This window comes from Costertonia aggregata (assembly GCF_013402795.1).
Lineage (GTDB): Bacteria > Bacteroidota > Bacteroidia > Flavobacteriales > Flavobacteriaceae > Costertonia > Costertonia aggregata.
This window is the reverse complement of the sequence record NZ_CP058595.1, coordinates 2,173,228-2,199,375: the sequence shown is the minus strand read 5'-3', so window position 1 is coordinate 2,199,375 and position 26,148 is coordinate 2,173,228. Positions and strand designations below refer to the sequence as shown.

Annotated in this window: 28 protein-coding genes; 13 read left to right on the top strand and 15 right to left on the bottom strand. The window is 39.4% G+C overall.

Features of this window, described 5'->3' with window-relative positions; translation table 11 throughout:
• The first annotated feature begins 7 nt into the window (after positions 1–7).
• Together HYG79_RS10150 and HYG79_RS10145 are read left to right on the top strand one after the other, a co-directional pair.
• The gene (locus tag HYG79_RS10150) at positions 8–340 is read left to right on the top strand and encodes a T9SS type A sorting domain-containing protein (RefSeq protein WP_179241980.1); all 333 of its coding nucleotides are present in this window, start codon (positions 8–10) and stop codon (positions 338–340) included.
• Positions 341–420: 80 nt separating this feature from the next.
• Positions 421–1,410 carry a LuxE/PaaK family acyltransferase gene (locus HYG79_RS10145; RefSeq protein ID WP_179241979.1) on the top strand — a complete coding sequence of 330 codons (990 nt, stop codon included), beginning with the start codon at positions 421–423 and terminating at the stop codon, positions 1,408–1,410.
• Positions 1,411–1,419: 9 nt separating this feature from the next.
• Here the strand turns inward: HYG79_RS10145 and HYG79_RS10140 are convergent, their stop codons facing one another.
• The 3 genes from HYG79_RS10140 to tyrS all read right to left on the bottom strand — a co-directional run bounded on the left by HYG79_RS10140 (position 1,420) and on the right by tyrS (position 3,665).
• A complete protein-coding gene (locus HYG79_RS10140) occupies positions 1,420–1,908 on the bottom strand; it encodes a hypothetical protein (protein WP_179241978.1) in 489 nt (162 codons plus the stop codon).
• 10 nt (positions 1,909–1,918) lie between these two features.
• Positions 1,919–2,308 (bottom strand): hypothetical protein, encoded by a 390-nt coding sequence (locus HYG79_RS10135; protein WP_179241977.1) that lies wholly within the window; start codon positions 2,306–2,308, stop codon positions 1,919–1,921.
• A 61-nt stretch (positions 2,309–2,369) separates the two neighbouring features.
• Entirely contained in the window at positions 2,370–3,665 is a 1,296-nt protein-coding gene (tyrS, locus tag HYG79_RS10130; RefSeq protein ID WP_179241976.1) for a tyrosine--tRNA ligase, read from the bottom strand.
• Positions 3,666–3,765: 100 nt separating this feature from the next.
• On the opposite strand from tyrS, the gene HYG79_RS10125 reads away from it, so the two are divergent.
• Complete coding sequence (locus HYG79_RS10125) at positions 3,766–4,773, top strand: NAD-dependent epimerase/dehydratase family protein (protein WP_179241975.1); 1,008 nt, start codon at positions 3,766–3,768, stop codon at positions 4,771–4,773.
• Here HYG79_RS10125 and HYG79_RS10120 read toward each other — a convergent pair.
• Genes HYG79_RS10120 through HYG79_RS10110 form a run of 3 tightly spaced genes read right to left on the bottom strand, consistent with a single transcriptional unit; the run spans position 4,770 to position 7,259 of the window.
• A complete protein-coding gene (locus HYG79_RS10120; RefSeq protein ID WP_179241974.1) occupies positions 4,770–5,192 on the bottom strand; it encodes a DUF4296 domain-containing protein in 423 nt (140 codons plus the stop codon). The two genes, HYG79_RS10125 and HYG79_RS10120, sit on opposite strands and share 4 nt — an antisense overlap.
• On the bottom strand, positions 5,192–6,529 hold the full coding sequence (locus HYG79_RS10115; protein WP_179241973.1) for a dihydroorotase: 1,338 nt from the start codon (positions 6,527–6,529) through the stop codon (positions 5,192–5,194). The genes HYG79_RS10120 and HYG79_RS10115 overlap by 1 nt, the downstream gene beginning before the upstream one ends.
• 1 nt (position 6,530) lies before the next feature.
• Positions 6,531–7,259: a polyprenol monophosphomannose synthase gene (locus HYG79_RS10110; RefSeq protein ID WP_179241972.1), complete on the bottom strand. Its 729-nt coding sequence runs from the start codon at positions 7,257–7,259 to the stop codon at positions 6,531–6,533.
• 171 nt (positions 7,260–7,430) lie between these two features.
• On the opposite strand from HYG79_RS10110, the gene HYG79_RS10105 reads away from it, so the two are divergent.
• From HYG79_RS10105 to HYG79_RS10095, 3 genes are all read left to right on the top strand, one after another.
• Complete coding sequence (locus HYG79_RS10105) at positions 7,431–9,098, top strand: ArnT family glycosyltransferase (protein ID WP_179241971.1); 1,668 nt, start codon at positions 7,431–7,433, stop codon at positions 9,096–9,098.
• On the top strand, positions 9,098–9,754 hold the full coding sequence (locus HYG79_RS10100) for a DUF4271 domain-containing protein (RefSeq protein ID WP_179241970.1): 657 nt from the start codon (positions 9,098–9,100) through the stop codon (positions 9,752–9,754). The genes HYG79_RS10105 and HYG79_RS10100 overlap by 1 nt, the downstream gene beginning before the upstream one ends.
• Positions 9,755–9,831: 77 nt before the next feature.
• Entirely contained in the window at positions 9,832–10,578 is a 747-nt protein-coding gene (locus HYG79_RS10095; protein ID WP_179241969.1) for a uroporphyrinogen-III synthase, read from the top strand.
• A gap of 74 nt (positions 10,579–10,652) precedes the next feature.
• On the opposite strand, the gene pckA is transcribed toward HYG79_RS10095, so the two are convergent.
• A complete protein-coding gene (gene pckA, locus HYG79_RS10090) occupies positions 10,653–12,269 on the bottom strand; it encodes a phosphoenolpyruvate carboxykinase (ATP) (RefSeq protein ID WP_179241968.1) in 1,617 nt (538 codons plus the stop codon).
• Between the two features lie 68 nt (positions 12,270–12,337).
• The gene (locus HYG79_RS10085) at positions 12,338–12,724 is read right to left on the bottom strand and encodes a DUF423 domain-containing protein (protein WP_179241967.1); all 387 of its coding nucleotides are present in this window, start codon (positions 12,722–12,724) and stop codon (positions 12,338–12,340) included.
• Positions 12,725–12,802: 78 nt separating this feature from the next.
• Here HYG79_RS10085 and HYG79_RS10080 point away from each other — a divergent pair, with 78 nt between their 5' ends.
• Entirely contained in the window at positions 12,803–14,176 is a 1,374-nt protein-coding gene (locus tag HYG79_RS10080) for a saccharopine dehydrogenase family protein (protein WP_179241966.1), read from the top strand.
• 100 nt (positions 14,177–14,276) lie between these two features.
• Entirely contained in the window at positions 14,277–14,747 is a 471-nt protein-coding gene (locus HYG79_RS10075; RefSeq protein ID WP_179243536.1) for an Lrp/AsnC ligand binding domain-containing protein, read from the top strand.
• Between the two features lie 56 nt (positions 14,748–14,803).
• On the opposite strand, the gene HYG79_RS10070 is transcribed toward HYG79_RS10075, so the two are convergent.
• From HYG79_RS10070 to HYG79_RS10055, 4 genes are all read right to left on the bottom strand, one after another.
• On the bottom strand, positions 14,804–15,499 hold the full coding sequence (locus HYG79_RS10070) for a zinc metallopeptidase (protein ID WP_179241965.1): 696 nt from the start codon (positions 15,497–15,499) through the stop codon (positions 14,804–14,806).
• A gap of 145 nt (positions 15,500–15,644) precedes the next feature.
• On the bottom strand, positions 15,645–16,745 hold the full coding sequence (ald, locus tag HYG79_RS10065; RefSeq protein ID WP_179241964.1) for an alanine dehydrogenase: 1,101 nt from the start codon (positions 16,743–16,745) through the stop codon (positions 15,645–15,647).
• 198 nt (positions 16,746–16,943) lie between these two features.
• A complete protein-coding gene (locus HYG79_RS10060) occupies positions 16,944–17,198 on the bottom strand; it encodes a SemiSWEET family sugar transporter (RefSeq protein WP_179241963.1) in 255 nt (84 codons plus the stop codon).
• 64 nt (positions 17,199–17,262) lie between these two features.
• A complete protein-coding gene (locus HYG79_RS10055) occupies positions 17,263–20,661 on the bottom strand; it encodes a leucine--tRNA ligase (RefSeq protein ID WP_179241962.1) in 3,399 nt (1,132 codons plus the stop codon).
• A gap of 175 nt (positions 20,662–20,836) precedes the next feature.
• Here HYG79_RS10055 and HYG79_RS10050 point away from each other — a divergent pair, with 175 nt between their 5' ends.
• The 5 genes from HYG79_RS10050 (at position 20,837) to HYG79_RS10030 (ending at position 24,398) form a co-directional block, all read left to right on the top strand.
• Complete coding sequence (locus HYG79_RS10050) at positions 20,837–21,715, top strand: cell division protein FtsX (RefSeq protein WP_179241961.1); 879 nt, start codon at positions 20,837–20,839, stop codon at positions 21,713–21,715.
• Between the two features lie 67 nt (positions 21,716–21,782).
• Complete coding sequence (locus tag HYG79_RS10045) at positions 21,783–22,049, top strand: DUF3098 domain-containing protein (protein WP_179241960.1); 267 nt, start codon at positions 21,783–21,785, stop codon at positions 22,047–22,049.
• Positions 22,050–22,847 carry an undecaprenyl-diphosphate phosphatase gene (locus tag HYG79_RS10040; protein WP_179241959.1) on the top strand — a complete coding sequence of 266 codons (798 nt, stop codon included), beginning with the start codon at positions 22,050–22,052 and terminating at the stop codon, positions 22,845–22,847.
• A 32-nt stretch (positions 22,848–22,879) separates the two neighbouring features.
• Positions 22,880–23,596, top strand: coding sequence for a tRNA pseudouridine(55) synthase TruB (gene truB, locus HYG79_RS10035; RefSeq protein ID WP_179241958.1), 717 nt, complete (start codon positions 22,880–22,882; stop codon positions 23,594–23,596).
• 67 nt (positions 23,597–23,663) lie between these two features.
• The gene (locus tag HYG79_RS10030; protein ID WP_179241957.1) at positions 23,664–24,398 is read left to right on the top strand and encodes a hypothetical protein; all 735 of its coding nucleotides are present in this window, start codon (positions 23,664–23,666) and stop codon (positions 24,396–24,398) included.
• Here HYG79_RS10030 and HYG79_RS10025 read toward each other — a convergent pair.
• From HYG79_RS10025 to HYG79_RS10015, 3 genes are all read right to left on the bottom strand, one after another.
• Positions 24,378–25,013 (bottom strand): thioredoxin family protein, encoded by a 636-nt coding sequence (locus HYG79_RS10025; protein WP_179241956.1) that lies wholly within the window; start codon positions 25,011–25,013, stop codon positions 24,378–24,380. The two genes, HYG79_RS10030 and HYG79_RS10025, sit on opposite strands and share 21 nt — an antisense overlap.
• A gap of 319 nt (positions 25,014–25,332) precedes the next feature.
• Entirely contained in the window at positions 25,333–25,650 is a 318-nt protein-coding gene (locus HYG79_RS10020) for a hypothetical protein (RefSeq protein ID WP_179241955.1), read from the bottom strand.
• A gap of 30 nt (positions 25,651–25,680) precedes the next feature.
• On the bottom strand, positions 25,681–26,043 hold the full coding sequence (locus tag HYG79_RS10015) for a hypothetical protein (protein WP_179241954.1): 363 nt from the start codon (positions 26,041–26,043) through the stop codon (positions 25,681–25,683).
• Between the last annotated feature and the right edge of the window lie 105 nt (positions 26,044–26,148).

Sequence of the window (26,148 nt, the reverse complement as noted above, 5' to 3'; positions counted from 1 at the left end):
TGACCATATGAAACTATTTTACTCAATGCTATTTTTAGCGCTTACTTTTCATGTATCTGCCCAAGATGAATTGGCCTTCGTGGACTATCCAAAAACTGAAATAGAAACTGGCGCAGACTTTAAGATCTATCCAAATCCCGCCTACGGAGATATCGTACATGTTTCCACAAAACTGAACAACACCAAAGACATTGTTGTATATGATGTTTTTGGGGAAGTGGTCTTAAAGGATAGAATTGCGACAAGTACTTTGAACATCTCAAAGTTGGTGCCTGGAGTGTATGTCTTACAAGTAACGGAAAATAAAAAGACGCTTACCAGAAAGTTGATCGTTAAGTAATACCCGTAACAGATAAAACACAAGTGGCTTTTTAGGGTCGTTAATTATTTCACTCCCTTTGGCTATGCTATATTTGTGCTGTGGGACTACAGGAATTAACATCCGCTATTTTTAGGATAGATACCTCTACCGAACTTGAATCGGTAGCTTTAAAGGTATTCGCCCATCAGTTCAAAAACAATATTGTATATCAAAACTTTTGTACGTATTTGGGAAAGGATGAACCCCATGTAAAAAGTGTTGACGATATTCCTTTTCTGCCCATCCAATTTTTTAAATCGCACAACGTGGTTTGCGGAGCAACAGAACCTGACGCTATTTTTTCAAGTAGCGGAACCACAGGAAGCCTTACGAGCAAACATTGTGTAAGTGATGTCACCATCTATCAAGAAAGTTATCTAAAAGCATTTCACACCTTTTATGGCAACATATCCGATTTCTGTATTCTTGCGCTTTTGCCCTCCTATTTGGAACGTAAAGGATCCTCTTTGATCTATATGGTAAATGACTTGATCAAAAAAAGCCATCATCCCGACAGCGGTTTTTATCTGAATGATTTAAAAAGTCTACATATAAAGTTGAAGGCATTGGATGCATCGGGCACAAAAACCATATTGATAGGTGTTTCTTTTGCCCTTTTGGACTTGGCGGAAATCTACCCAATGAAATTAAAGCATACCATAGTTATGGAAACAGGCGGTATGAAAGGAAGAAGAAAGGAAATGATAAGTGAAGAGCTACACTCGGTTTTGTGCAAAGGGTTCGGCGTGAACAAGATTCATTCGGAATACGGCATGACGGAACTTTTATCACAGGCCTATTCTAAAGGTAATGGTATTTTTTATACACCACCTTGGATGAAAATTATAATTCGGGATACAGAGGACCCTCTGACCGACCAAGGTTATGGAAAGACCGGCGGATTGAACATTATTGATCTAGCCAATGTAAATTCTTGTTCCTTTATCGCTACCCAAGATCTGGGCAAAACTTACGAAGATGAAAGTTTTAAAGTTATGGGCCGTTTTGACAATTCGGATATTAGAGGTTGTAATCTAATGGTATTATAGGCCTTACCACTACTTTATCTTAACGAATGTCCTATCATCAATACCTTCTGATGAAATAACGATAGTGTTGCCATTATCCTTGATTTCCCCTTGATAATTGATGCTGTTGTGGGTAAGGCTCATTCCCCAAAGGGTATTGTTACCCTCATTTTTTGATGGCGTAATCGGTTTTTTATACATATCCGACTCTGAAACCCCCACAGAGAAGTTTATTGTGTTTTGATAATAATCCACAAAGGGTATCTCTACTGAAAAAAAGCCAACTTCATAGCCTTCGCGGGCCATATCAAAGTCATCACTGGTACCATAATAAAAAATCTTTCCTTTTTCAAATTGCAAGTAATGGTTTTCTAACGTATCACTACTATTGTATGGGTATACGTATTCATAAATACCATTCAATTTTTGTTGCTGAGGTAATTGTTGGTCAGTGTTGGCGTATTGATCGGCAAAACCAAAAATCAAAAACAAGGCACTTATTTTCAATATTTTGAACATAGACTTTAATTTAATTTTTTCTGTAGGTAAAAGTAACCTCATCATCGGCTATAAGCGGTTCATCCGCGAATATTAACCGTAAAGTGGTTTCTTCTTCGATTTCAAACACGTAAGAACGATCATTTAAAGTAATCTGATTTCCACTCCCGGAATATGCATATGTGCCCGGTTCTGCCAAAAAATCAAACTCACCCGTATTTTGAACCGTTATTTTGTTTGCTCTGGTATCAAAACTTATGGTATTACCGCTAAAATCATAATCCTGTCCAAATCCGCAAAAACAAATTACGTTCGTTAGCACCCAATCCCCTTCCAAGCTAATATCATCGGGGGTATCGTTATTTTTGGAACATGACACAACAAAAACCGTAAATACCAAAAAAATCAATTTCTTAAACATATCAACAAATATTTATGTTACATACGTATAGGATGGGTAACATTTTGAATGGTTGCTTTCATCATTTCACAACCAACACAAAATAATTTTTTTTCCCACGCTGTAGTAGCACGTATTTATTGTTGATAAGGTCGGTCACGGTAATGAGATGATCTTCTTTCACCTTCTCTTTGTTTACCGATATGGAGTTCTGTTTTAACTCTCTTCTGGCCTCACCATTTGAACCCAAAAAATTTGTCTTTGCCGCTAAAGCGGCAATCATATCCAAACCATTTTCCAATTCGGATTTTTCTAGTTCAGCCTGGGGCACACCATCAAAAACGTCCAAAAACGTTTTTTCGTCTAGTTTTTTTAAATCTGCGGAGGTAGATTTTCCGAAAAGGATATCGCTCGCTTTTATGGCATTATCCAAGTCCTGTTTCGAGTGCACCATAACGGTTATCTCTTCGGCCAAACGTTTTTGGAGTTGTCTCATGTGTGGGGCTTTGGCATGCGCGACCACCAAATGCTCTATTTCGGTCTTGGACAAAAAGGTAAATATCTTGATATATTTCTCGGCATCCTCATCAGAGGTATTTAACCAATATTGGTAAAATTTATAGGGTGAGGTGCGGTCCGCATCTAGCCAAACATTACCACTTTCGGTCTTTCCGAATTTCGTACCATCCGCTTTTGTGATCAATGGCGAAGTAAGTGCAAAACCTTTTCCACCCCCTATTCTCCGTATAAGCTCGGTTCCCGTAGTAATATTGCCCCATTGGTCGCTACCGCCCATTTGCAGGGTACAGTTATGGTTTTGGTAGAGATATAAAAAATCGTAGCCCTGTACCAATTGATAGGTAAATTCGGTAAAAGACATCCCTTCTTTGGCCTCGGTAGAAAGTCTTTTTTTGACCGAATCTTTGGCCATCATATAATTTACCGTGATATGCTTACCCACATCCCTAATAAAACTGAGAAAGGAGAACGCTTTCATCCAATCATAGTTATTGACCAAAACAGCGGTATTGGGCGCATCACTTTTAAAATCCAAAAAGCGTGACAATTGTGCCTTTAAAGCTTCTTGATTGTGGCGCAAGGTCTTTTCGTCCAAAAGATTACGTTCGGCAGATTTACCTGATGGATCGCCGATCATGCCCGTCGCACCGCCTATCAAAGCATAGGGTTTATGGCCCGCCAATTGCAAATGGCGCAACATCATCACGGCCACCAAATGCCCAATATGCAAGGAATCCGCTGTTGGGTCTATACCAACATAAGCGGACTGCATTCCCGTCATTAAATGTGCTTCGGTACCGGGCATTGCATCATGCAACATCCCTCTCCATTTTAATTCTTCCACAAAATTTGAGGCCATACTAGTATCAATTTTAAATAATGTGCAAATATAAAATAAATGTTAAGCTACACTTTCCAAGGAGGTGAATAATACATCATAAAATCCCTAAATTTGAACCATGGTTTTAGTTACTGGTGGTACGGGTTTGGTAGGCGCACATTTGTTATTGGAACTTGTACAAAAAAATACATGTATACGGGCCATACGTAGAGCTACCAGTAATCTGAAAAATGTTGAGAAAGTTTTCTCCTACTATGTTGAAGATGCTCCCGAGCTTTTTCAAAAAATTGAATGGGTTACGGCCGACCTCAACAACATTCCCGAATTAGAGAATGCCTTTAGGAACGTTACCCATGTGTACCACTGCGCCGCATTGATATCTTTTGACCCCAATAATTATGGCTTGTTGTCCAAAATCAATACAGAGGGCACCGCCAACATCGTTAACCTTTGTATTGCCAACAACATCAAAAAAATAGGTTACGTTAGTTCTATCGCCACACTGGGGAAACACCCAGAAACAATGCATGTTGATGAGGAAACTGAATGGAACCCGCAGAACGCGAACGCTTATGCCCTTACCAAATATGATGCTGAAATGGAGGTTTGGCGTGGTACTATGGAAAACGTTCCCGCGATTATTGTAAACCCCGGTGTGATCCTTGGGCCAGGATTTTGGAACAGTGGCAGCGGTATCCTTTTTACGACGGTAGCGAAAAACAGGGCATACTATCCGCCGGGTGGGACCGGTTTTGTCACCGTGAACGATGTTGTCAAAATAATGGTTCGCTTAATGGATTCGGACATTCAAAACGAACGTTTCATAGCCGTAGGGGAAAATCTGACCTTTAAAAAAATACTTGCCGACATCGCCAAGACCATGAATTTAAAGCCCCCTACGAAAGAACTGAAAATATGGCAATTGGAGATTTTATGGCGGTTGGATTGGTTAAAAAACCTACTTACAGGTTCCGATAGAAAATTGACCAAAAACAATGTACGCTCCTTAAGGCAACAATCCATTTTTGAGACTACGAAAATTGAAAAAATGATGGATTATACGTTTGAACCGTTGGGAGATGCCCTACAGTTCTGTAGCAAAAAGTTTATGGAAGAAAATGGTTAATCTTCATCTTCTTTGATTGTATTTTTAAGGGAAGATGCCTTTTTATCGGTTTTTTTGGATGTGCTATCCATTTGTATTTTCATCAATGCGTCTATTTCTTTTTTCTTTTCCTCCAATTTTTTTTCCACACCCTTATAAATAGCCTCGTACTGCAAGGGCAATGAGGAATAGTACACATCACTCCTCACGAATTGGGCGCTATCTATCTTATATTTTTCAAAAATAAAGAACATGGTCTCGATATTATTTTCCCTTAATATTTCTGCGCTTGTATTTTTTGCGGAATTTATAATCGCCAAATCATAAAGAATTTCAGTCATTTTTTCTTCAGGAATAAGGTCTTCCGGTTTTTTTACCATTTCCTCTGCACATGAAGCTACGAATACCGCAGCAATACAAATGAGACAATACGTTTTCATTAATCTCTATTAAAGGTTAAGCGTTTGGCGTTTTTCTGGTCGGAGACCACACCGTTCTCATAGGCCAAATGGCCATTTACAAAAGTATGGGTAACTCGTGATTTAAACCGCTGTCCCTCAAAGGGGGACCAACCACATTTGTATAGAATGTTACTTTTGTTTACCTCCCATGCGTTATTCATATCAACAAGTACCAAGTCTGCAAAATAGCCTTCACGTACATACCCCCTTTTGTCTATATCAAAAAGAAGTGCAGGATTGTGGCACATTTTTTCCACTATTTTCTCCAAAGTAATCTTGCCGTTATGATAATTCTCCAACATAGCGGGCAGAGCATGTTGTACCAAAGGACCTCCAGAAGGTGCCTTAGTATATACATTGTCTTTTTCTTCCAACAAATGGGGTGCATGATCCGTGGCAACTACATCAATACGGTCATCTAAAAGGGCTTCCCATAAAGTATCCCTATCCTGAGCGGTTTTAACGGCAGGATTCCATTTTATCAAAGTACCCTTTGTATCATAATCAGCATCTGAAAACCATAAATGATGAATACAAACTTCGGCCGTGATTTTTTTCTGTGCCAGCGGTATATCGTTTTGGAACAAGTCCATTTCCTTACCCGTTGATAAATGGAATACATGTAACCGCGCCCCTGTTTTTTTTGCCAAGGCTATGGCTTTGGAAGAGGATAGGTAACATGCTTCTTCACTACGTATCAAATGATGATATTCAATGGGGATATCATCACCATATTCACTTTTGTATTGGGCCAGGTTCTCCCTTATGGTTGTTTCATCCTCGCAATGAGCGGAAATCACCATTTCGGTATTACTGAAGATCTTCTCGATGACCTCTTCGTCGTCTACCAACATATTTCCGGTTGAGGAACCTAAGAACAACTTGACACCGGAACAGGCATTTTTATCCAATTTTTTAATCTCCTCAAGATTATCGTTGGTGCCACCAAAAAGAAAAGAGTAATTGGCAAAAGAAGATTGTTTGCCCCTATTGAACTTTTCTTCCAATTTTTTTAGGGTCGTGGTCTGAGGGTAGGTATTGGGTTGTTCCATATAGGTAGTGATACCGCCTGCAATGGCGGCCCTACTTTCCGAAGCGATATTCCCTTTATGGGTGAGGCCCGGTTCCCTAAAATGCACTTGATCGTCAATAACACCGGGCAGTAGATATTTACCCGATGCATCTATTATTTTTGCATGGGCATCGCTGATATCCTTGGCTATCTTCACGATATGGTCGCCATGCATCAAAACATCACTTTCAAATTGACTGTTCTCGTTGACTATCGTTGCATTTTTTATAAGTATTTTACCCATATTAAAATCTATTTTTTTGAAATATGCTACTCAATTTCATTTTCAACACTCCAAAAACGGCTTCACTGATGATAGAACCGCTCATTTTTGATTTTCCCTTTTCTCTGTCCCTAAAAATTATGGAAACCTCTTCTATTTTAAATTTTTTTAGGTGTGCCCTAAATTTCATTTCTATTTGGAAGGCATAACCAATAAAGCGAACGGAATCCAATTTTATGGTTTCCAATACTTTCCTCCTATAACATACAAAACCTGCGGTTGGGTCATGTACCCGCATTCCCGTTATTATTTTTACGTAAAATGATGCCCCGTAGGACAAAAGCACCCTGTATAAAGGCCAGTTCACTACGTTTACCCCCTTTTTATACCGTGATCCCACGGCCACATCGGCACCATTGAAACAGGCCCTGTATAATCTTTCCAGATCGGTCGGGTTATGGGAGAAATCGGCATCCATCTCAAAAATATATTCGTAACTCTTGGTCAATGCCCATTTGAACCCGTGAATGTATGCGGTCCCCAGGCCCGATTTCTCGTTGCGTACCTCAAGGAAAAGACGGTCAGGATTACCCTTTTGCATCTGTTTGACCATAGCCCCTGTACCATCGGGAGAATTGTCGTCTACGATGAGCACATGAAAATCTTTCTTCAACGCAAAAACTGCATTTATAATAGCCTTAATATTATCTATTTCATTAAAAGTGGGTATGATAACTAAGCTATCCGCCATATGGTTTATTAGGATTTGAACAAAAATAGTGTTTTAAAACCTGTAGCAAAATGAAGGTATGGGTTTTATCACTTTTTTAAAAGATACCGTTCTCTTCAGAATTTGTAATTTTGAAATCTTAAAAGGTTTTTTGTCCGAGGTCGGCAAATATAATACACAACCCAATAGCGTATGACATCCAAGTTATCCAAAACTTTTATTTATTTTTTGGGAACTCTTTTTATTATCAACCTCGTACAAAGTTACTTTACCCAACTTATTTTTGACGAGTCGTATTATTGGTATTACGCCCAAAATATGGCTTGGGGCTATTTTGACCATCCACCCATGGTGGCCTTGCTGATAAAGATCAGTAGTTTCTTCTTTGAAGGGGAACTTGGGGTGCGTTTTATGAGCTGCATCTTATCTGTGGGCACCTATATTATTCTATGGGATTTGGTGGACAATCCCATAAAGAGAAAATATATTCCCCATTTTTTTGCCCTTGGCTTCTCTATAACGCTATTAAATGCCTACGGGTTTTTGACCTTACCGGATACCCCGTTACTTTTCTTTACGGCTCTTTTTTTATGGGCCTATAAAAAATTCTTGGAGAGAGAAAACGTTTGGTCGGCTATTTTTTTGGGTGTTGTAATGGCTGCCTTAATGTACAGTAAATACCATGCGGTCTTGGTCATTGCTTTTGTATTGTTGTCTAACCTAAAACTGGTGTTGAACAAGTATGCCTGGTTGGCCGTTATTGTGGCTCTTTTGTGCTACACACCCCATTTTATATGGTTGTACGAGAATGATTTTGTATCAATTAAATACCATTTAACCGAAAGACCCAACCAAGCATATAGTTTTAGCAAGTTTACCGCTGGTTTTTTTCTAAATCTTGTCGCACTTTTTGGGCTCACGTTCCCTTTGGTATACTGGTCTTTGTACAAAACCAAAATTACCGATACGTTTATAAAAGCATTGGTATATTTAACCTACGGCGTTATTCTTTTCTTCTTTATCTCCAGTTTTAACCGAAGGGTACAGACCCAGTGGATCATTGTAATCGCCATACCATTGTTTGTACTTACTTACCAATATACCCTTCAGAACCCCAACTTTAGAAAGTGGCTCTACAGGCTAGCGGTTATCAATATAGTTTTGCTCACCTATGCCCGTTTTTGGCTTGTACATCAACCCTTATTGCCCATCACCTATGAATCCCACAGAAATCGCGAATGGGTAAAAGAAATTACGGATAAGGTTGGGGACATGCCCATCGTATTTGAAAACTCCTACAGAAACGCCCCTATGTATGCATTCTATACCGGGAATACGTCATTTTCATTGAACAACATTATGTATAGGCAAAACCAGTATACCATTGATAGCTCGGAATATAAGGTGCAACACCAAAAAGTTTTATATGTATCTGGTTATTTGAGCGGTGGGGACGTTACTTTACGAAATAAAAATGGTGATATATACTACGGAAAATACATAGAGGATTTTGAATCTTTTCGAAAGTTAAGGTGCATCGTAGATGTAGAATCCTTTGACTTGGATAGTAATGAAGAACTCGTTTTGAAAGTATACAATCCCTATCAGGAAGATATTGATTTAAAGAAAATCAAATTTAACGTTGCCTACACGAACGACTACAAAAAAGTAAAGGAGACCCAACCTTTGAAAACGGACTTAAAAGATGGTCAAACCCCATTTTTAAAAGCAAAGGATACCACCTATTTCACATTTAAGCTGCCAAAACCAAAGATGGAAAAGCCGGGGTACGCAAAGCTGTCTATATCTGAAAACGGCCTTTACACAGGCTTGAACGGCAAAACAATACCTGTGAACTGATGGAACCTATTCTACGAAATATCACCCCAAAAGATTGGGTTACCATAATCATTTTTGTAAGCGTACTTTTCTTGGTCATCGCAAAGACTCTTTTTTACGGTCGTTTTTTAAATTATTTGATTTTGCCCTTTAACAACAAGTATATTTTTATGTACAATAAAAAAGATAAGCTCCAGAACTGGTTTCACGTGTTCTTCACTATCTTTTTTATCATCAATACCTCGCTGTTCATTTATTTGGCACGCAATATCTTCTTAGATCGCAGCGGTATGGCGTATCCATTCAGCTATTTATTGGTTTTGGGTGCCCTAGTGCTATACATACTGGTAAAAATTACATTACAGTTGGGAAATGGGTTCGTTTTTAGTACGCAAAGAACCATCACTGAGATCATATTCAAAAAATTGTCCTACTTGAATTATTGTGGTCTAATCATGCTGTTTGCCAATATTTTTCTTACTTATGTGTGGGAAGACTCAAAAGCTATAATTTATATAAGTATACTGCTCATTCTTTTGATAAATATAATAGGATGGGTCACATTGATAAGAAATCATCAAAAGTTCATTACCTCATATTTTTTCTATTTTATTTTGTACCTTTGCGCTCTTGAAATTGCCCCTGTCATTATTATGGGCAATTATTTGAAAGGTTGATATATACTATAAACGAACCAGCTTTCTGGGGAACGTTTTAAGTTGTTTCACAGTTGGTAAGCTAATACATATAACACATGAAGGTAAAGACGATTTTGGTATCTCAACCAGAACCGAAAATGGAAAACTCTCCGTATTCCAGGCTTATTGAGAAAGAAAAAGTAAAAGTTGATTTTAGGCCTTTCATACATGTAGAAGGTGTAGATGCCAAGGAGGTGAGACAACAAAAAATAGATCTCAAAAATTATACGGCGATTATTCTAACCAGCCGTAATGCAGTAGATCACTTTTTTAGAATAGCCGACGAGATGCGTTTCAAAGTACCGGATAGCATGAAGTATTTTTGCCAGTCCGAAGCCGTGGCCTATTACCTTCAAAAATATGTAGTCTACCGAAAGCGTAAGATATATGTAGGCAAAATGAACTTTCCCGATTTAGTGGCACTGTTCAAAAAATATAAGGATGAAAAATTTCTTCTTCCTTCCTCTGATGTTTTAAAGCCTGTGGTTCCCGAAACTCTTGATAAATTAGGGATAGATTGGACAAGAGGTATATTTTATAAGACGGTCATTAGCGACCTATCTGACCTTAGGGACGTATATTATGACGTTCTTGTATTTTTTAGTCCATCGGGCATTGAATCCCTATTGAAGAATTTTCCCGATTTTGAACAAAATGACACAAGAATAGCCGTGTTTGGAAACTCGACCGTAGATGCAGCTACTGATGCAGGTTTACGAATAGACATCAAAGCACCTACGCCTGCTACGCCGTCAATGACCATGGCCCTTCAAAAATATATTACCGACGCCAATAAAAAATAAATATTGGATAAACCAAAAAAGAAGGGGTAAGTATTGATACTTACCCCTTCTTTTTAATATCTATGATCCAAATCTTAAAAGGCATACCGCTGTGGACCGCCTCGCCTGATTTCCTCGCTGGCATAGGATTCAAATTTCTTGAAGTTTTCCCTGAACGCATTGGTCAATTTAAAAGCGGTCGTATAATAGGCTTCATCATTATTCCATGTTGTTCTGGGGCTTAGAACATCGGTAGGCACCCCAGGACATGTACGTGGTTGGGCCACGCCAAAAACGGAATGTATATGATAATCATCATACGAATACAATCCCAAATCCCCGTTCAACACCGCATTGATCATAGCACGGGTATATTTTAGTTTCATTCGGGTTCCCACACCGTAAGGACCACCCGTCCAACCTGTATTAACGAGCCAAACGTTTACCCCTGTTTCCTTCATTTTCTTGCTCAACATCTCTGCATACTTAGTTGGGTGCAAAGGCATAAAAGGAGCACCAAAACAAGCTGAAAAAGACGGAATAGGTTCTTTTACACCAGCCTCGGTACCTGCTACTTTTGCCGTATACCCCGATATAAAATGATATGCGGCCTGGCTAGGTGTTAGTTTTGAAATAGGAGGTAGTACACCAAATGCGTCCGCGGTCAAAAAGAAAATATTCTTTGGGTTTTTTCCGATAGATGGTCGTTGTACGTTATCAATGTGATAAATAGGATAACTTACCCTTGTGTTTTGCGTGATAGAGGTATCGGCAAAATCTACATCGCCCTTATCGTCCATGATTACATTCTCAAGAATTGCCCCCCTTTTTATAGCCCCAAAAATTTCTGGCTCTTGCTCTTCAGATAAATTAATGACTTTTGCATAGCAACCCCCTTCAAAATTAAAAACGGCATTTTCATTGTTCCAACCATGTTCATCATCACCTATCAATTTACGTGAAGCATCTGTGGACAATGTTGTTTTACCGGTTCCCGAAAGACCAAAGAAAATAGCTGTTTCCCCGTTTTTACCAACATTGGAGGAACAATGCATGGGCAGGGTGTTCTTTTGGGTCGGCAATATAAAATTGAGTGCCGAGAAAATTCCTTTTTTAATCTCACCGGTATAACCGGTACCCCCTATCAAAGCTATCTTTCTGGTAAAGTTCAAAATGGCAAAATTATGTTGGCGCGTGCCGTCAACTTTTGCATCGGCCATAAACCCAGGGGCATTTACCACGGTCCATTCCGGTTCAAAATTCTTAAGCTCCTCATCGGTAGGCCTTATGAACATGTTATAGGCGAAAAGGTTAGACCAAGGATACTCGTTTATTACCCGAATATCCGTTCTGTAATTATGGTCGGCACAGGCGTAACAATCACGAACGTAAAGCTCCTTCTCGTTCAAATAGGCAATAACCTTATCGTAAAGTGCATCAAACTTTAAAGGTTCAAAGGGTATATTGATATCACCCCACCAAACCTCATCTTGGGTCACCTTATCTTTAACGATAAAACGGTCCATTGGGGAACGGCCGGTAAATTCACCCGTATTTACAGCTAAAGCTCCCGAAGACGCTTCTTTTCCCATACCTTTTTGCAAGGTAATATCATGTAATTGGGAAGGTGTTAATTGGTATTTGATATTATCATGGGAAATCCCATAATTTTTTAACGAAATCGTTTTAGTGGTTTTTTTTGAAGTGTTCATTTTTTGGCTTTAGTTGCACAACAAAATTATTGAAAAAACTTTTTTTAGATACTATGAATGACAAATTATTAATGAAAGTCCTTAATAGCGCGATACGCTAATACAATCCAACCTATAATAAGTAGGGTACCACCAATTGGTGTCAAAAAAGCGACAGATCTAAAATCAAACGAAGTCAAACTATTAAGGGCCAAAAGATAAATGGAAAACGAAAACAATAGTACCCCAACGACCGTACAGTAAAAAACCCATTTTTTACCAAGCTCCGGTATTTGTTTGACACTTGCCAATACCAGTAAAAACAACGCATGGTACATTTGATATCTTACACCTGTTTCAAATGTTGCCACCGCGTTTACATCTACCAGTTTTTCAAGACCATGGGCTCCAAAAGCACCAAGTACAACGGCTAACACGCCAAATATTAATCCTGTTATAAAAATTGTTCTGTTCATAACTTAAAGCAGTCTATTATTTATAAATGTAACAATTTGATACCTTAGTATTTCGTTTTATCAAAGGTAACAAAAGCAATGATGAGAAATATTTTAGTCTTGGGTGCGGGGAAATCAACATCGTATTTATTGGATTATTTTCTTGAAAAAACCACCGTAGAAAATCTACACATAACCATAGGTGATATTAATCCCGACGCCATTCCCGGTAAGATAAAAAATCACGCCTCGTGTACCGTTCGTCAATTGGATATTTTTAAGGACGTTGAACGAAAAAAAGCAATAGCCGCCTCAGATATTGTGGTATCTATGTTGCCGGCACGCTTTCATATAAAAGTTGCCGAAGACTGTATTGCTTCAAAAAAGCATTTGGTCACCGCTTCTTACGTAAGTGACGAAATCAAGGCATTGGATAATGCAGCTAAGGAAAACGGATTGGTATTTATGAACGAAATAGGATTGGATCCAGGAATTGACCATATGAGTGCCATGCAAATTATCGACCAAATACGGGACGAAGGTGGTAAAATGCTTTTGTTCGAATCTTTCACTGGTGGTTTGGTGGCCCCGGAGAGTGACACCAACCTTTGGAACTATAAATTTACTTGGAATCCCAGAAACGTTGTAGTGGCAGGCCAAGGCGGTACGGCCAAATTTCTACAGGAAGGCACTTACAAATACATTCCCTATCACAAACTTTTTAGGCGAACGGAATTTTTTGATATTGAAGGTTATGGCAGGTTCGAGGGCTATGCAAACCGCGATTCATTAAATTACCGAGAGGCCTACGGGCTACAAAACGTGCTTACACTCTATCGCGGCACAATGCGTAGGGTAGGTTTCTCCAAAGCGTGGAATATGTTCGTTCAGTTAGGTATGACAGATGATAGTTATACCATAGAAAATTCAAAAGGGATGTCCTATCGCGAATTCGTTAACCTATTTCTGCCCTACTCCCCAACGGATTCCGTTGAACTGAAATTACGCCATTATCTGAAGATCGATCAAGACGACATCATGTGGGAAAAACTGTTGGAGTTGAATATATTCGATGCCCATAAAACCATTGCATTGCAAAACGCCACTCCGGCCCAAATACTTCAAGCAATTTTAGAAGATAGCTGGACTTTACGTGAGGACGATAAGGATATGATTGTAATGTATCATAAGTTCGGATATGAACTAAAGGGGAAAAAAGTACAAATAGATGCCAATATGGTGGTATTGGGAGAAAATCGTACCCATACCGCTATGGCAAAAACAGTAGGTTTGCCCGTTGCCATAGCCGCATTAATGATACTGAACAAAAAAATAACCACGCCTGGTGTACAGATCCCCATAACCAAGGAAGTGTATGTCCCTATTCTAAAAGAGCTTAAAAACTACGGAATCACTTTTAAGGAATATGAGGTTCCCTATTTGGGTTACAATCCCGACTCCGTGGCCAGTTAATACTGGCTTTCTCCAAATGGAAAAGGAAGAAAAGGGTCTTGTGCAAAATAACGATTTGGTAATTAATCTCTACTTTTACCTCAAATCTGAAATCCGTAACATGAAATCCCGTAACGATACCATTAAGATTGATGGCATAGACAAGAAGATACTTAGGTTTTTGATGAAAGATGCCCGAAAACCCGTTTTGGAGATAGCCCGAAATATTGGTATTTCCGGGGCGGCCATTCATCAACGACTTCGCAAATTGGAAGCTTCAGGTCTTTTGGCGGGTTCTAAATTCGTAATAAACCCAAAAGTAATGGGCTACACCACAATGGCCTATATCGGTATTTTTTTGGACAAGGCCATGAGCAATCCCGCCGCTGTAAAACAGTTGGAAAAAATTCCAGAGGTATTGGAATGCCATTACACTACCGGAAATTGGTCTATCCTTATTAAAGTACTATGCCGGGACAATGAACATTTAATGCAGGTACTGAACAAAGAAATTCAACGCATCGAAGGTGTTTCACGAACGGAAACCTTTATTTCCTTGGCACAACAAATTGACAGACAGATTACAATTTAAAAAAAGCCTGTTCAGATAAAATCCAAACAGGCTCCAAAATGTGGTAAACTTTTTTCTCAATCTCTTCCTCCAAATACTTGAAGTCCCCAATATACCAAGGTAGCCAAAGAGCCAATTGCTGCTACCAAATATGTTCGTGCCGCCCATTTTAAAGCATCTTCCGAACCTTTATACTCTTGTTGTGTCACTATGTTTTTTGCTTTGAGCCAGGCCAATGCCCTATTACTTGCATCATATTCTACCGGAAGCGTAATAAAACTGAACAATGTCGCCAAGCCCATCATAATAAGTCCGGCAATAGCTACATAGTATCCTAAACCTACTCCCGCAGCAGCACCTAACATCAGACCACCAAAAACCACCCACATACTAAAACCGGATGTAACGCTGACCACAGGCACCAATTTGGAACGCATTGTTAACCATTCGTATGCAGTGGCGTGCTGTACGGCATGACCTACTTCATGTGCAGCAACGGCGGCAGCAGCGGCATTTCGTTGACTGTAAACGCTTTCGCTAAGATTAACGGTTTTGTTCGTGGGATTGTAATGATCTGTTAATCTACCTGCAGTGGAGATTACCTTGACATCGCGAATACCATGGTCCGCCAACATTTTTTCCGCGATTTCCGCACCGCTCATTCCGTTTTGCAAGTGCACTTTTGAGTAGTGCTTGAATTTACTTTTCAATCTACTACTGACCAACCAACTCACCAAAGCAATGGCACCGATCAATATATAATATGACATCATAACTATTTCACTTTTATTTTAATAAAGATACTAAAGAATCTTATTCAATTATAGATTCTTACGTGTAGAAAAGCAAAAACCTCGCCAAAACCTACTGAAGTTGTTTTAGAGTTTAACAAGGTCTTTATAACTGACAAAATGTACCTTAAGCCATTGCGGCCTCCCAACCAAAGGCCTCAACGATTTCTTTGTACATCACTTTCCCTGCTGTGATGTTCAATCCTTTATTTAAGGCGGCATCGGTCGCACAAGCTTCTTCCCAACCCATATGGGCCAATTTCAAAACGTAGGGCAAGGTAACATTGGTCAGTGCCATTGTTGAAGTGTATGGCACGGCACCCGGCATGTTTGCCACTGAGTAATGCACCACATCGTCTATGATGTAGACCGGATTTTCATGTGTGGTAGGCCTAGTCGTTTCGACACAACCCCCTTGATCTACGGCAACGTCAACGATAACGGTACCTGGTCGCATTTCTTTGAGCATGTCCTTAGTGATAAGGTTGGGAGCTTTGGCGCCTTTTAATAATACGCCCCCAATAATCAAATCATGGGTTTTGATATGTTTTCTAATATTGAACTCATTGGAAAATTCGGTAACTACATGCGGAGGCAACACATCGTTTACGTACCGCAATCGATTCATATTGATATCCATAATCGTTACATGGGCCCCTAGGCCAGCTGCCATTTTAGCAGCCTGTATACCAACTACTCCCGCTCCGAGCACCAAAACCTTTCCAGGCTGTACACCGGGTACCCCGCCCAATAGTACGCCTCTGCCTTTTACAGGTTTCTCCAAATACTTTGCGCCTTGTTGAATGGCCATGCGTCCCGCAACTTCTGACATTGGGGTCAATAACGGAAGCGTGCCATCCTCATCCTCCACGGTTTCGTAAGCGATACAGACCGATTTACTTTTGATCATCGCTCTGGTCAATGGCTCACTGGAGGCAAAATGAAAGTACGTGAAGACCACTTGATCTTTCTGTATCAATTCGTATTCTTCTTCTATGGGCTCTTTTACCTTTACGATCATTTCACTCATGGCATACACTTGACCAATGGTATTTAAAATAATGGCCCCTGCTTTTTTATAATCCGAATCAAAAAAACCGCTGCCCTCGCCCGCCGTGGACTGTACGTATACCGTATGGTCGTTTTTCGTAAGTTCAAAGACCCCAGCAGGTGTCATGCCTACCCTACTTTCGTTGTTTTTAATTTCCTTTGGAACACCAATTTTCATTTTTATCGGATATTGATTATTTATCAAAAATCCAATAATTATTACTTATCTAAAAATAAAATTGATAAAAAGAGGGGTTAAACTCTAAAAAAAATAATTTTAACATAGTATACCCCTCCAAAAAATAGGGGTTACATTAAAATATTTATACTATTCTAAATTTTATTAGGATGCAGAAATACAGTGTATAAATAGCAGTTATTTATATTTTAATTTCGCCGCTATGATAAAAAAAGAAAGGACAATGGTTATTGCGTTGGCAATGATCATACTCAAACTATCGATAGCTATACCGTATATAAGCCAAAGCACAATACCCGTAAAAAAGAACAAATACATCGTAAGCGATATATCTTTAGTGGATTTTTGTTTCCAAGCTTTATAGACCTGCGGTACAAAGGAAGAGGTTGTCAAAGCCGCAGCGATCAATCCAAGAATTTCTATTTTATCCATAACCGTAATGTGATATGTAAAATCAATTGGACTGACAACTTTGCCATTAGGCAACATTATTTTGTCAGCCCACGATATTCACGATTTTACCAGGCACTACAATGACCTTCTTAGGGGCTCTACCCTGTAACTGTTGTTGGGTTTTTTCATGCGCCATGACCGCTGCTTCAATATCATCCTTGCTTAAATCCAACGGCAGTTCCATAGTAAAGCGCATTTTACCGTTAAAGGATATTGGATATTCCTTACTGCTTTCCACCAAAAATTTCTCCTCGAATTTTGGAAAGGGCGCAAAAGCAATAGATTCCGAATGCCCGAGTTTATCCCAAAGTTCTTCGGCAATATGTGGTGCATAGGGCGAAACCAAAACCGCTAGCGGTTCTAAAATAGATCGGTTCATACAGTGTTGTGCCGATAGCTCGTTCACGCAAATCATAAACGTTGAGACCGATGTGTTAAAACTAAAATTTTCAATATCTTCCTGTACTTTTTTGATGGTTTTGTGAAGGGTTTTTAAAGCCTCCCCCATCCCCTCCTTAGGAGGGGTGTCGGTTACATGAAAAGTGCCGTTTTCTCCGGTATGATATAAGCGCCATAGTTTCTTTAAAAAGGAATGTACTCCGGTAATCCCGTCTGTATTCCAAGGTTTGGATTGCTCTAAGGGGCCTAAGAACATTTCATATAAACGCAAGCTGTCTGCACCATATTCCTTTACAATATCATCGGGGTTGACGACATTGTACTTGGACTTGGACATTTTTTCGACCTCCCTGTAAGTTTTATCACTGATAAACAATGAACTCAGATACTCCTTACCATAAGAACTATTCCTAAATTTTTCCACTTCGAGTTCATCAGATGAATTCACGAAAACTACTGGAACTCGAATTGACAAGGGAGGATTAATAAAATAGTCCTCAACTTTCAACTCAAAACTAGTTGACTTTAAATCTTCTTGTAAAGTATTTTTAAGACTTGAAATTATCTTTTCCCTAATTATCGGATTTTCTATATCTACTACAGAATTTTCATCTACAACTACATACTCCTTGAGTTCTAATGTTTCAGCACTATGAAAATTTCCATTTTCGTCATTTTTCAATATGGTAACAGACATCTCTATTTGTTGTCTTAAAACAAAAGCACTGGTCCCCGTAATCATACCTTGATTGATGAGTTTTTTGGCAAACTCATCTTTGGGTACATATCCTCTATCAAACATAAACTTCTGCCAAAAACGGGCATATAACAAATGCCCGGTGGCATGTTCGCTTCCACCGATGTACAAGTCCACATCTTGCCAATAGTCAATCGCTCCCTGCGAGAATATTTCATTGTCATTATGGGGATCCATATAACGATTAAAGTATTGGGAACTCCCCGCCCAGCCGGGCATGGTATTCAATTCCAACGGAAATATGGTTTTATGGTCTATCAACTCACAACTCACAACCGACGACGTTTGCGTATCCCAAGCCCAAACCGTGGCGTTGCCCAAGGGCGGTTCCCCTGTTTCGGTAGGTAAGTATTTTTCTACCTCGGGCAATTCAATAGGCAAATATTTTTCATCGATCATCTGCGGCATGCCGTCCACGTAATACACCGGAAAAGGTTCGCCCCAATAGCGTTGCCTGCTAAAAACGGCATCGCGTAACCTGTAGTTGATTTTTCCTTTGCCCTGACCCAATTTTTCCAGTTCAAAAATGGCCCGTTTTACCGCTTTCTTGTACGGCAATCCATTAAGGAAATCGGAATTGGCGATGACCGTTTTTCCTTTATCGGCAAATGCCTCTTTGGAAATATCAACACCCTCAAAAATATTGGGAATCGGAATATCAAAGTGCTTCGCAAAATCATAATCACGCTGATCCCCACATGGTACGGACATTACCGCTCCGGTACCATAACCCGCCAACACATAATCCCCTATCCAGATAGGAATGGGTTCTTTGGTGAACGGGTGCTCTGCGTAAGCCCCGGTAAATGCGCCCGAAATGGTCTTGACATCGGCCATACGGTCACGCTCCGAGCGTTTTGCCGTAGCTTCTATGTACGCATCTACCTCAGCTTTTTGTTCAGGAGTGGTGATTTTTGCGACCAACTCATGCTCGGGTGCCAAGGTCATAAAAGAGACCCCGAAGATGGTGTCAGGGCGTGTGGTGAAGACTTCGATTGAAAAGTCTCCTCCCGGGCCCTCCCCCGAAGGGAGGGAGTCCAATGTTTCCCTGATTTTAGTTTTTACGCCGTGAATATCATTTAATACTTCTTCATTGGTAAATCTGATTACTTTAAAACCTTTTTTTTGTTCTAAAATCAGCTGTCTTTCTGCATCTTCATCCAGTTGATGTTCGTGTATTTTTCCATCTACTTCAATAATCAAATTCTTCTCTAGGCAGACAAAATCAACGATATATTTATACATGGGATGCTGCCTTCTAAACTTATGGACAAAATCTTTTTTTCGAAGCACTTGCCAGAGTACATCCTCCGCTTCCGTAGGGTTTTGACGCATTTCTTTCGCTCTTTCCAAAAGAGTTCCCATTATCGAAGAATCCGTCCCTCCTCCCTCGGAGGGGGCTAGGGGGAGCACCTTGAAGGTTACCGAGGCTCCTTGAGAGCGACCAATCCAATTGGTTTGGGAATCCTTTAGCGGTTGCGGCCAATCAATGTTCTCCAAACCATCCAACAATCGTTGGGCATAGGCGGTAATCCGCATACTCCATTGCGTCATTTTTTTACGGATAACCGGATGTCCGCCACGTTCCGAAACGCCATTTACAACTTCATCGTTTGCCAAAACGGTTCCGAGCGCAGGGCACCAGTTCACTTCGGTTTCGGCCAAATACGTTAATCGATACTGTAATAAGATTTCTTGCTTTCGCTTGTTGGAAAAAGCGTTCCAATCCGCAGCGGAAAAAATAACGATATCATCGTCACAGACCGCATTTACATTAACATTGCCATCGGTCTCAAAAATAGAAACAAGGGTTTTGATATCCTCGGCCTTATCCCGATCCATATTGTACCAAGAATTGAACAATTGGATAAAAATCCATTGTGTCCATTTATAGTATTTAGGGTCGGATGTACGCACTTCCCTACTCCAATCAAAAGAGAAACCGATTTGATCTAATTGACGACGGTACGTTTTTATATTTTCGGCAGTGGTTATGGCAGGATGTTGCCCTGTTTGTATCGCATATTGTTCCGCAGGCAATCCAAAAGAATCGTACCCTTGCGGGTGCAATACATTAAAGCCTTTATGTCTTTTATAACGCGCATAGATGTCACTAGCTATATAGCCTAACGGATGTCCCACATGCAGGCCGGCACCCGATGGGTAGGGAAACATGTCCAAAACATAGAATTTTTCCTTTTCAGAATCATTCTCAGCCTTAAATGTTTGGTTTTCCGCCCAGTATTTTTGCCACTTTTCCTCTATCGCATTAAAATTATAACCCATACCAAAAATTCTCTTCCTAAATTATTATCCTTGCCCTAAGTAAAAATACCTAACCAAACGTAATACAGCCTCAATTTTATCGAAACCATGCTGCACTTTATATCTTTCTTTAGGGTGTGCGGCAAAAATAAGTTTATTCAATTTACTTTCCTATTTTTACATATTATTACCTACTATGAGCAAATCGTTTGAACGTTACCAAAAACGAAAGTTGATATCCTCTTACTTTTCAGTAGTGTTGAGCATTGGCTTGGTCTTATTTCTTTTAGGGGTTTTGGGACTTTTAGTGCTGAACACAAAAAAAATGGCAGATCATTTTAAGGAACAAATCACCGTTTCGGTATTTTTAAAAGACAATGCCAAGCAGGTCGAAGTGGATCAGCTACAGAAAAGCTTGGCCATGGCAGACTATACCAAATCATCGATTTACATATCAAAGGAAGAAGCCGCGGAAAAACATAGCACCGAGATAGGCGAAAACTTTATGGATTTTTTAGGGTACAATCCGCTTAAAAATTCCATCGACGTTAATCTTAACGCCGATTTTGTCTCACCGGAACAAATTGAAGAAATAGCCGCGGACCTCTCCAAAAAAAACTATGTGGAAGAAGTAAGCTATGACAAACCTTTGGTAGGCCTTTTGAGCGACAACGTAAAGAAAATCAGTTTTTGGATACTCGTCGCCAGTGGCATTTTTACGTTCATCGCCGTTTTGTTGATAAACAGCTCCATTCGTTTATCCATCTATTCCAAACGGTTTATCATAAAGACCATGCAAATGGTCGGAGCTACGAAAACCTTTATTCGTAAGCCCTTTATCTGGACGAATATTAAACTGGGGATGCTTGGTGCGATGTTGGCCCTTTTGGCCTTAAGTGGTTTTCTGTTGTATCTTGATTCCACTTTTCCCGAATTGAAGTTGTTTCAAGATGTCGTTACCTTGGTCGTTGTCTTTATATCCGTCTTTGCATCGGGGATTGTCATTTCATACATTAGCACCTATTTTGCGACCCAACGTTTTCTTAACCTCCGAACGGACGAATTGTATTATTAAGCGTTATAATCAGATATGAGAAGTGGGGAAATGCCATGAACGGCTAACTTTTTTATAAATTTGCAAAATGAGCAAAAAACAGAAAAATACGGTACAACAGCCCAGACAAGAGTTTATCTTTCAAAAGAAAAACTATATGTTCATGTTTATAGGAATTGCCTGTATCGCTTTAGGTTTTATATTGATGAGTGGTGGCGGTAGTGACGACCCCAATGTTTTTAACGAAGATATTTATAGCTTTAGGAGAATACGTTTGGCACCCACACTGGTTTTGATCGGTCTTGGGATAGAAATATATGCCATATTGTTGAATCCGCACAAGAAGAAAAATTAATTGGATACTTTAGACGCCATTATCCTGGGGATTATCCAAGGATTAACGGAATTTCTACCTGTTTCCTCAAGCGGTCATTTGGAATTGGGAAAGGCCATATTGGGCGATAGCTCCGTACCGGAAGAAAGCCTTTTGTTTACCGTTGTACTGCATTTTGCCACCGCTTTGAGTACCATTGTTGTTTTTAGAAAAGATATTTGGGAAATCATAAGAGGCCTTTTCAGCTTTAAATGGAACGAAGAGACACAATTCTCATTGAAAATTATTGCATCTATGCTCCCAGCGGTCGTGGTTGGCTTATTTTTTGAAGAACAGTTGGAAGCTTTTTTTGGGGGCAATATTCGTTTTGTAGGTTTTATGTTGTTAATTACGGCCGTGCTATTATATTTTGCCGACAAGGCCAAGGACACGAACAAAAAAGTAAGTTTCCCCAATGCATTCATCGTAGGTGTTGCACAAGCCATAGCCATGCTTCCCGGAATTTCCCGTAGCGGTGCCACGATATCTACATCGGTTTTATTGGGAGTGGACAAAACAAAGGCAGCACGTTTTTCCTTTTTAATGGTGGTGCCCCTTATTTTTGGTAAAATCGCAAAAGATGTAATGAGTGGCGACCTAACCTTTTCGGGAGAAAACAATATTGCCATGGGCGCCGGCTTTATTGCAGCCTTTATTGCCGGATTGGCCGCTTGTACCTGGATGATTCAACTGGTCAAAAAAAGTAAGCTATCATACTTCGCTATTTATTGCCTGATTGTTGGGACAATTGCCATTGCATACGGTTTCTTGGCCAAATAGTATAATTGTCGGTGAGTCAAAAATCCTTAAAAATGGATGTAAGAACAAAGGAAGATTTTCTAAACGGTCAATTGTTATTGATTGATAAACCTTTGGGGTGGTCATCTTTTCAAGCGGTAAACAAGCTCAAATGGGCTATTCGCAAAAAATTCAACTTAAAAAAAATAAAAATCGGCCATGCAGGTACATTAGATCCTTTGGCCACCGGGCTGTTGCTTATATGTGTTGGTAAATACACCAAAAAAATTCCCGACTTTCAAGGGCAGACCAAAGAATATACAGGAACTATAACATTGGGTGCCACTACACCTTCTTACGATCTAGAAACTGAAATAGACCAAACTTTTTCCATAGAACACATCACTAAACCCCTTGTACAAGAAGCCACATTTAAATTTATTGGGGAAATAGAACAAATACCCCCTGTCTTCTCCGCTCTAAAAAAAGATGGGAAACGGTTGTATGAATATGCCCGAGAAGGAAAGGCAGTAGAAATAAAAACCCGAAAAATAATTATTTCAGCGTTTGAAATCACGAAAATAAATCTTCCTGAAGTACAATTCAGAGTGGTATGTAGCAAAGGCACCTATATTCGTTCCTTGGCACATGACTTTGGAAAGGCACTGGGTTCTGGCGGACATTTATCGGTCTTGCGAAGAACCAAAATAGGCGATTATCACGTAAATACTGCGGTTGACCCCAACGTCTTTGCAGAAAATCTACTCGAAAATATAGAGGATTCACTATAAATCTTGATTTTGGCTTTCTGTTTGGCGAAAAATTAAAATAATTTCAAGAAATTGTGGTTATAGCTCTATGAACCTTAATCGTAAACAATTATCGCTGTTGATTACTTTCTTCTCTATGTCGATCATGGTGTTGGCCTTATACAATATCCATTTGGGCAAACAAGAAGCAGCGGACGAATATGTTGTTGAAATGGTTTTAGCCGAAGAAGATATTGAAGAATTATTAAAGGAAGAGGAGAAGCTTTTGGAAGAAATGGCCAAAGCAGACCCCATAAAAAGTCATATGGCCTTTAACGAAACGGCGAAGCCCAGTTACGGTGATCCCGAACCCATACAGACTTTAGAGGAATTAATGGAGGAAGCCAAAGCCTTATCTGCCGAAAGCGACGACCCTTCTGACATGATTACCGACAGTGAGTATATCGCGAAGATGAAAGAATTGGCCAAAAAAAGGGAAGAGGCCAAACAAAAACTCGGCGAAAAAGAGGCTGACAAAAAAACGTTTACCAACAATCTCGCCGCAAGGAAAACATCAGTTTCCTATTCTCTTGTAGATAGAAACAGTTACGAATTGCCTCCTCCTATTTACACCTGTATCGAAGGCGGAAAAGTAGTGATAAATATCGAAGTAAATTCAAATGGCGATGTCATAGAGGCTGATTTTAATGCGAAAAGTTCGGGTACATCAAATGGATGTTTGGTAGACAATGCCATTGCCTATGCATTAAAGGCAAAATTCAATTCGGCCAGTAAAAAAGTGCAAAAAGGTACGATTACCTACTTATTTCAAAGGAAGAATTAACAAAAGGTCATTTAAGATACTCTGACCTTTATCCTTGTTATACCACAATTGTAGCTCTTGCTTGAATTCAGGAAGTATTTTGCCGTGCTCCAATTTGTGTGCTTCAACGATAGCTGTCGCCGTTTTGGAACGAGGCCCCCAATTACCAAGAACTTTGTTGGTTTCCGAATTTAACTGAATCAATTTTGGGATAGACATGCCACCGTTGGTCAAAAACCTGTTCATCAGTTCGGGGTTTTCGTCGCGCATCACTATCCTTAGGGCAATATTCGGATTAATCTCCGTTATTTTATGCATTACGGGCAGAGCTGGGGAAGCATCGCCACACCAACTCTCGGTCAATATCAACCATGTGATTTTTTTGGTTACTTTTTGAATCAATGCGGCACTATCGACATCTATTTTAAAGGTCTTGTCCCAACGCTTCATACGTTTATCGTTGAGCTGTGTATAATTGGTCAAAGCATCGGTCTGTAGAGGCCCTGTAGATTTCCCTTCAATAGCCAGCTTGGTTACCAAATCTCTATATTCGCTATATGATATAGCCTTGTTCAAGCCCTCTTGTATAAGTCCTTCAACAGTTTTTTCCATCTTATCCAAAACATCTATTTTCATAATTTATCCAATATGAACGGTATTAGTAGGCAATCCACTTAAAACCTTACCAAAATCAAACGCAAAGGTATAATGTGTAAACACATCAAAATATGATAATGTTCATAAAATCATTCTTTCGCTATGCTTAAACCAAAAAAAGCTCCAAATATTTTGGAGCTTTTTAAAGACTAATTCAACGATTATACATTTTGGTGAAATTTCATGATTGAAAAGAATAAGAATCTGTATCAAAAAATTGTTCTCGATACGATTTTAGTTCCTCAAAATCACTCAAACCGGCATATGTATGTGCTATTCTTTCAAAATGCACAACATATTATTGGCCTACATAAGGGTTAAAATTTTTAGGAAGGTATTTTTCTACATCAAAACCTAATTCAACCTCTTCTTCCTCTTCTGGTACAACGATTTCCTCTAGGTCCAAAGGCATACCGATATAGGGATCAAAATCATCCGGCAAAAAATAGTAGGGATCAAAGCCCAAATCAATTTCCTCTTGATATTCTACCACTGTCATCGTCGCAATATCCGACTCTTCATTATTGTTTTTTTGCTTCTCCTTCTCGTTGGCATTCATACTTGCTGTGAACAAAAATCCAAAAGCAATGGCGGTTAAAACTCTATTATTAATCATACTCTTTATATTTAACTGTTTTATTTATAACTATCTGATAAGCTCTTTTGTTCGTAATGATTTTTCTGTTTCGGCATATATTTTCAAAGTATTATCCAAAAATTGTTTTTTATCGTTTCTCATTAATACCGCATATGAAACCCCGTTCGTCATCATTAAAATACTGGTTACCATAACCTCTAGACCCTGCAAGCCCAACATGTCTTTTAAGCCTTTTATATTATGTTCATTAAAATTTAAGGATGTATGGATGTACTGGAAATAACGGTTGGACGGTTTTCCGATTTTAAATCTGTGGCCAGGCCTAATATCATGATTTTCCTCTTCTTTTATTTTATCCCCAGAAACTGAATTTTCAAATTCTGGAAACAAAATTGGTCTTTCCTTTTTCATAGCGATTGCATTGATTCAATTTCAAAAAACATTAGGCTTTTTACCCTTTTATTGCTTTTCTAAATTCGAATACAAAGATAATAACGCAAAAATCCAATTAAAAGT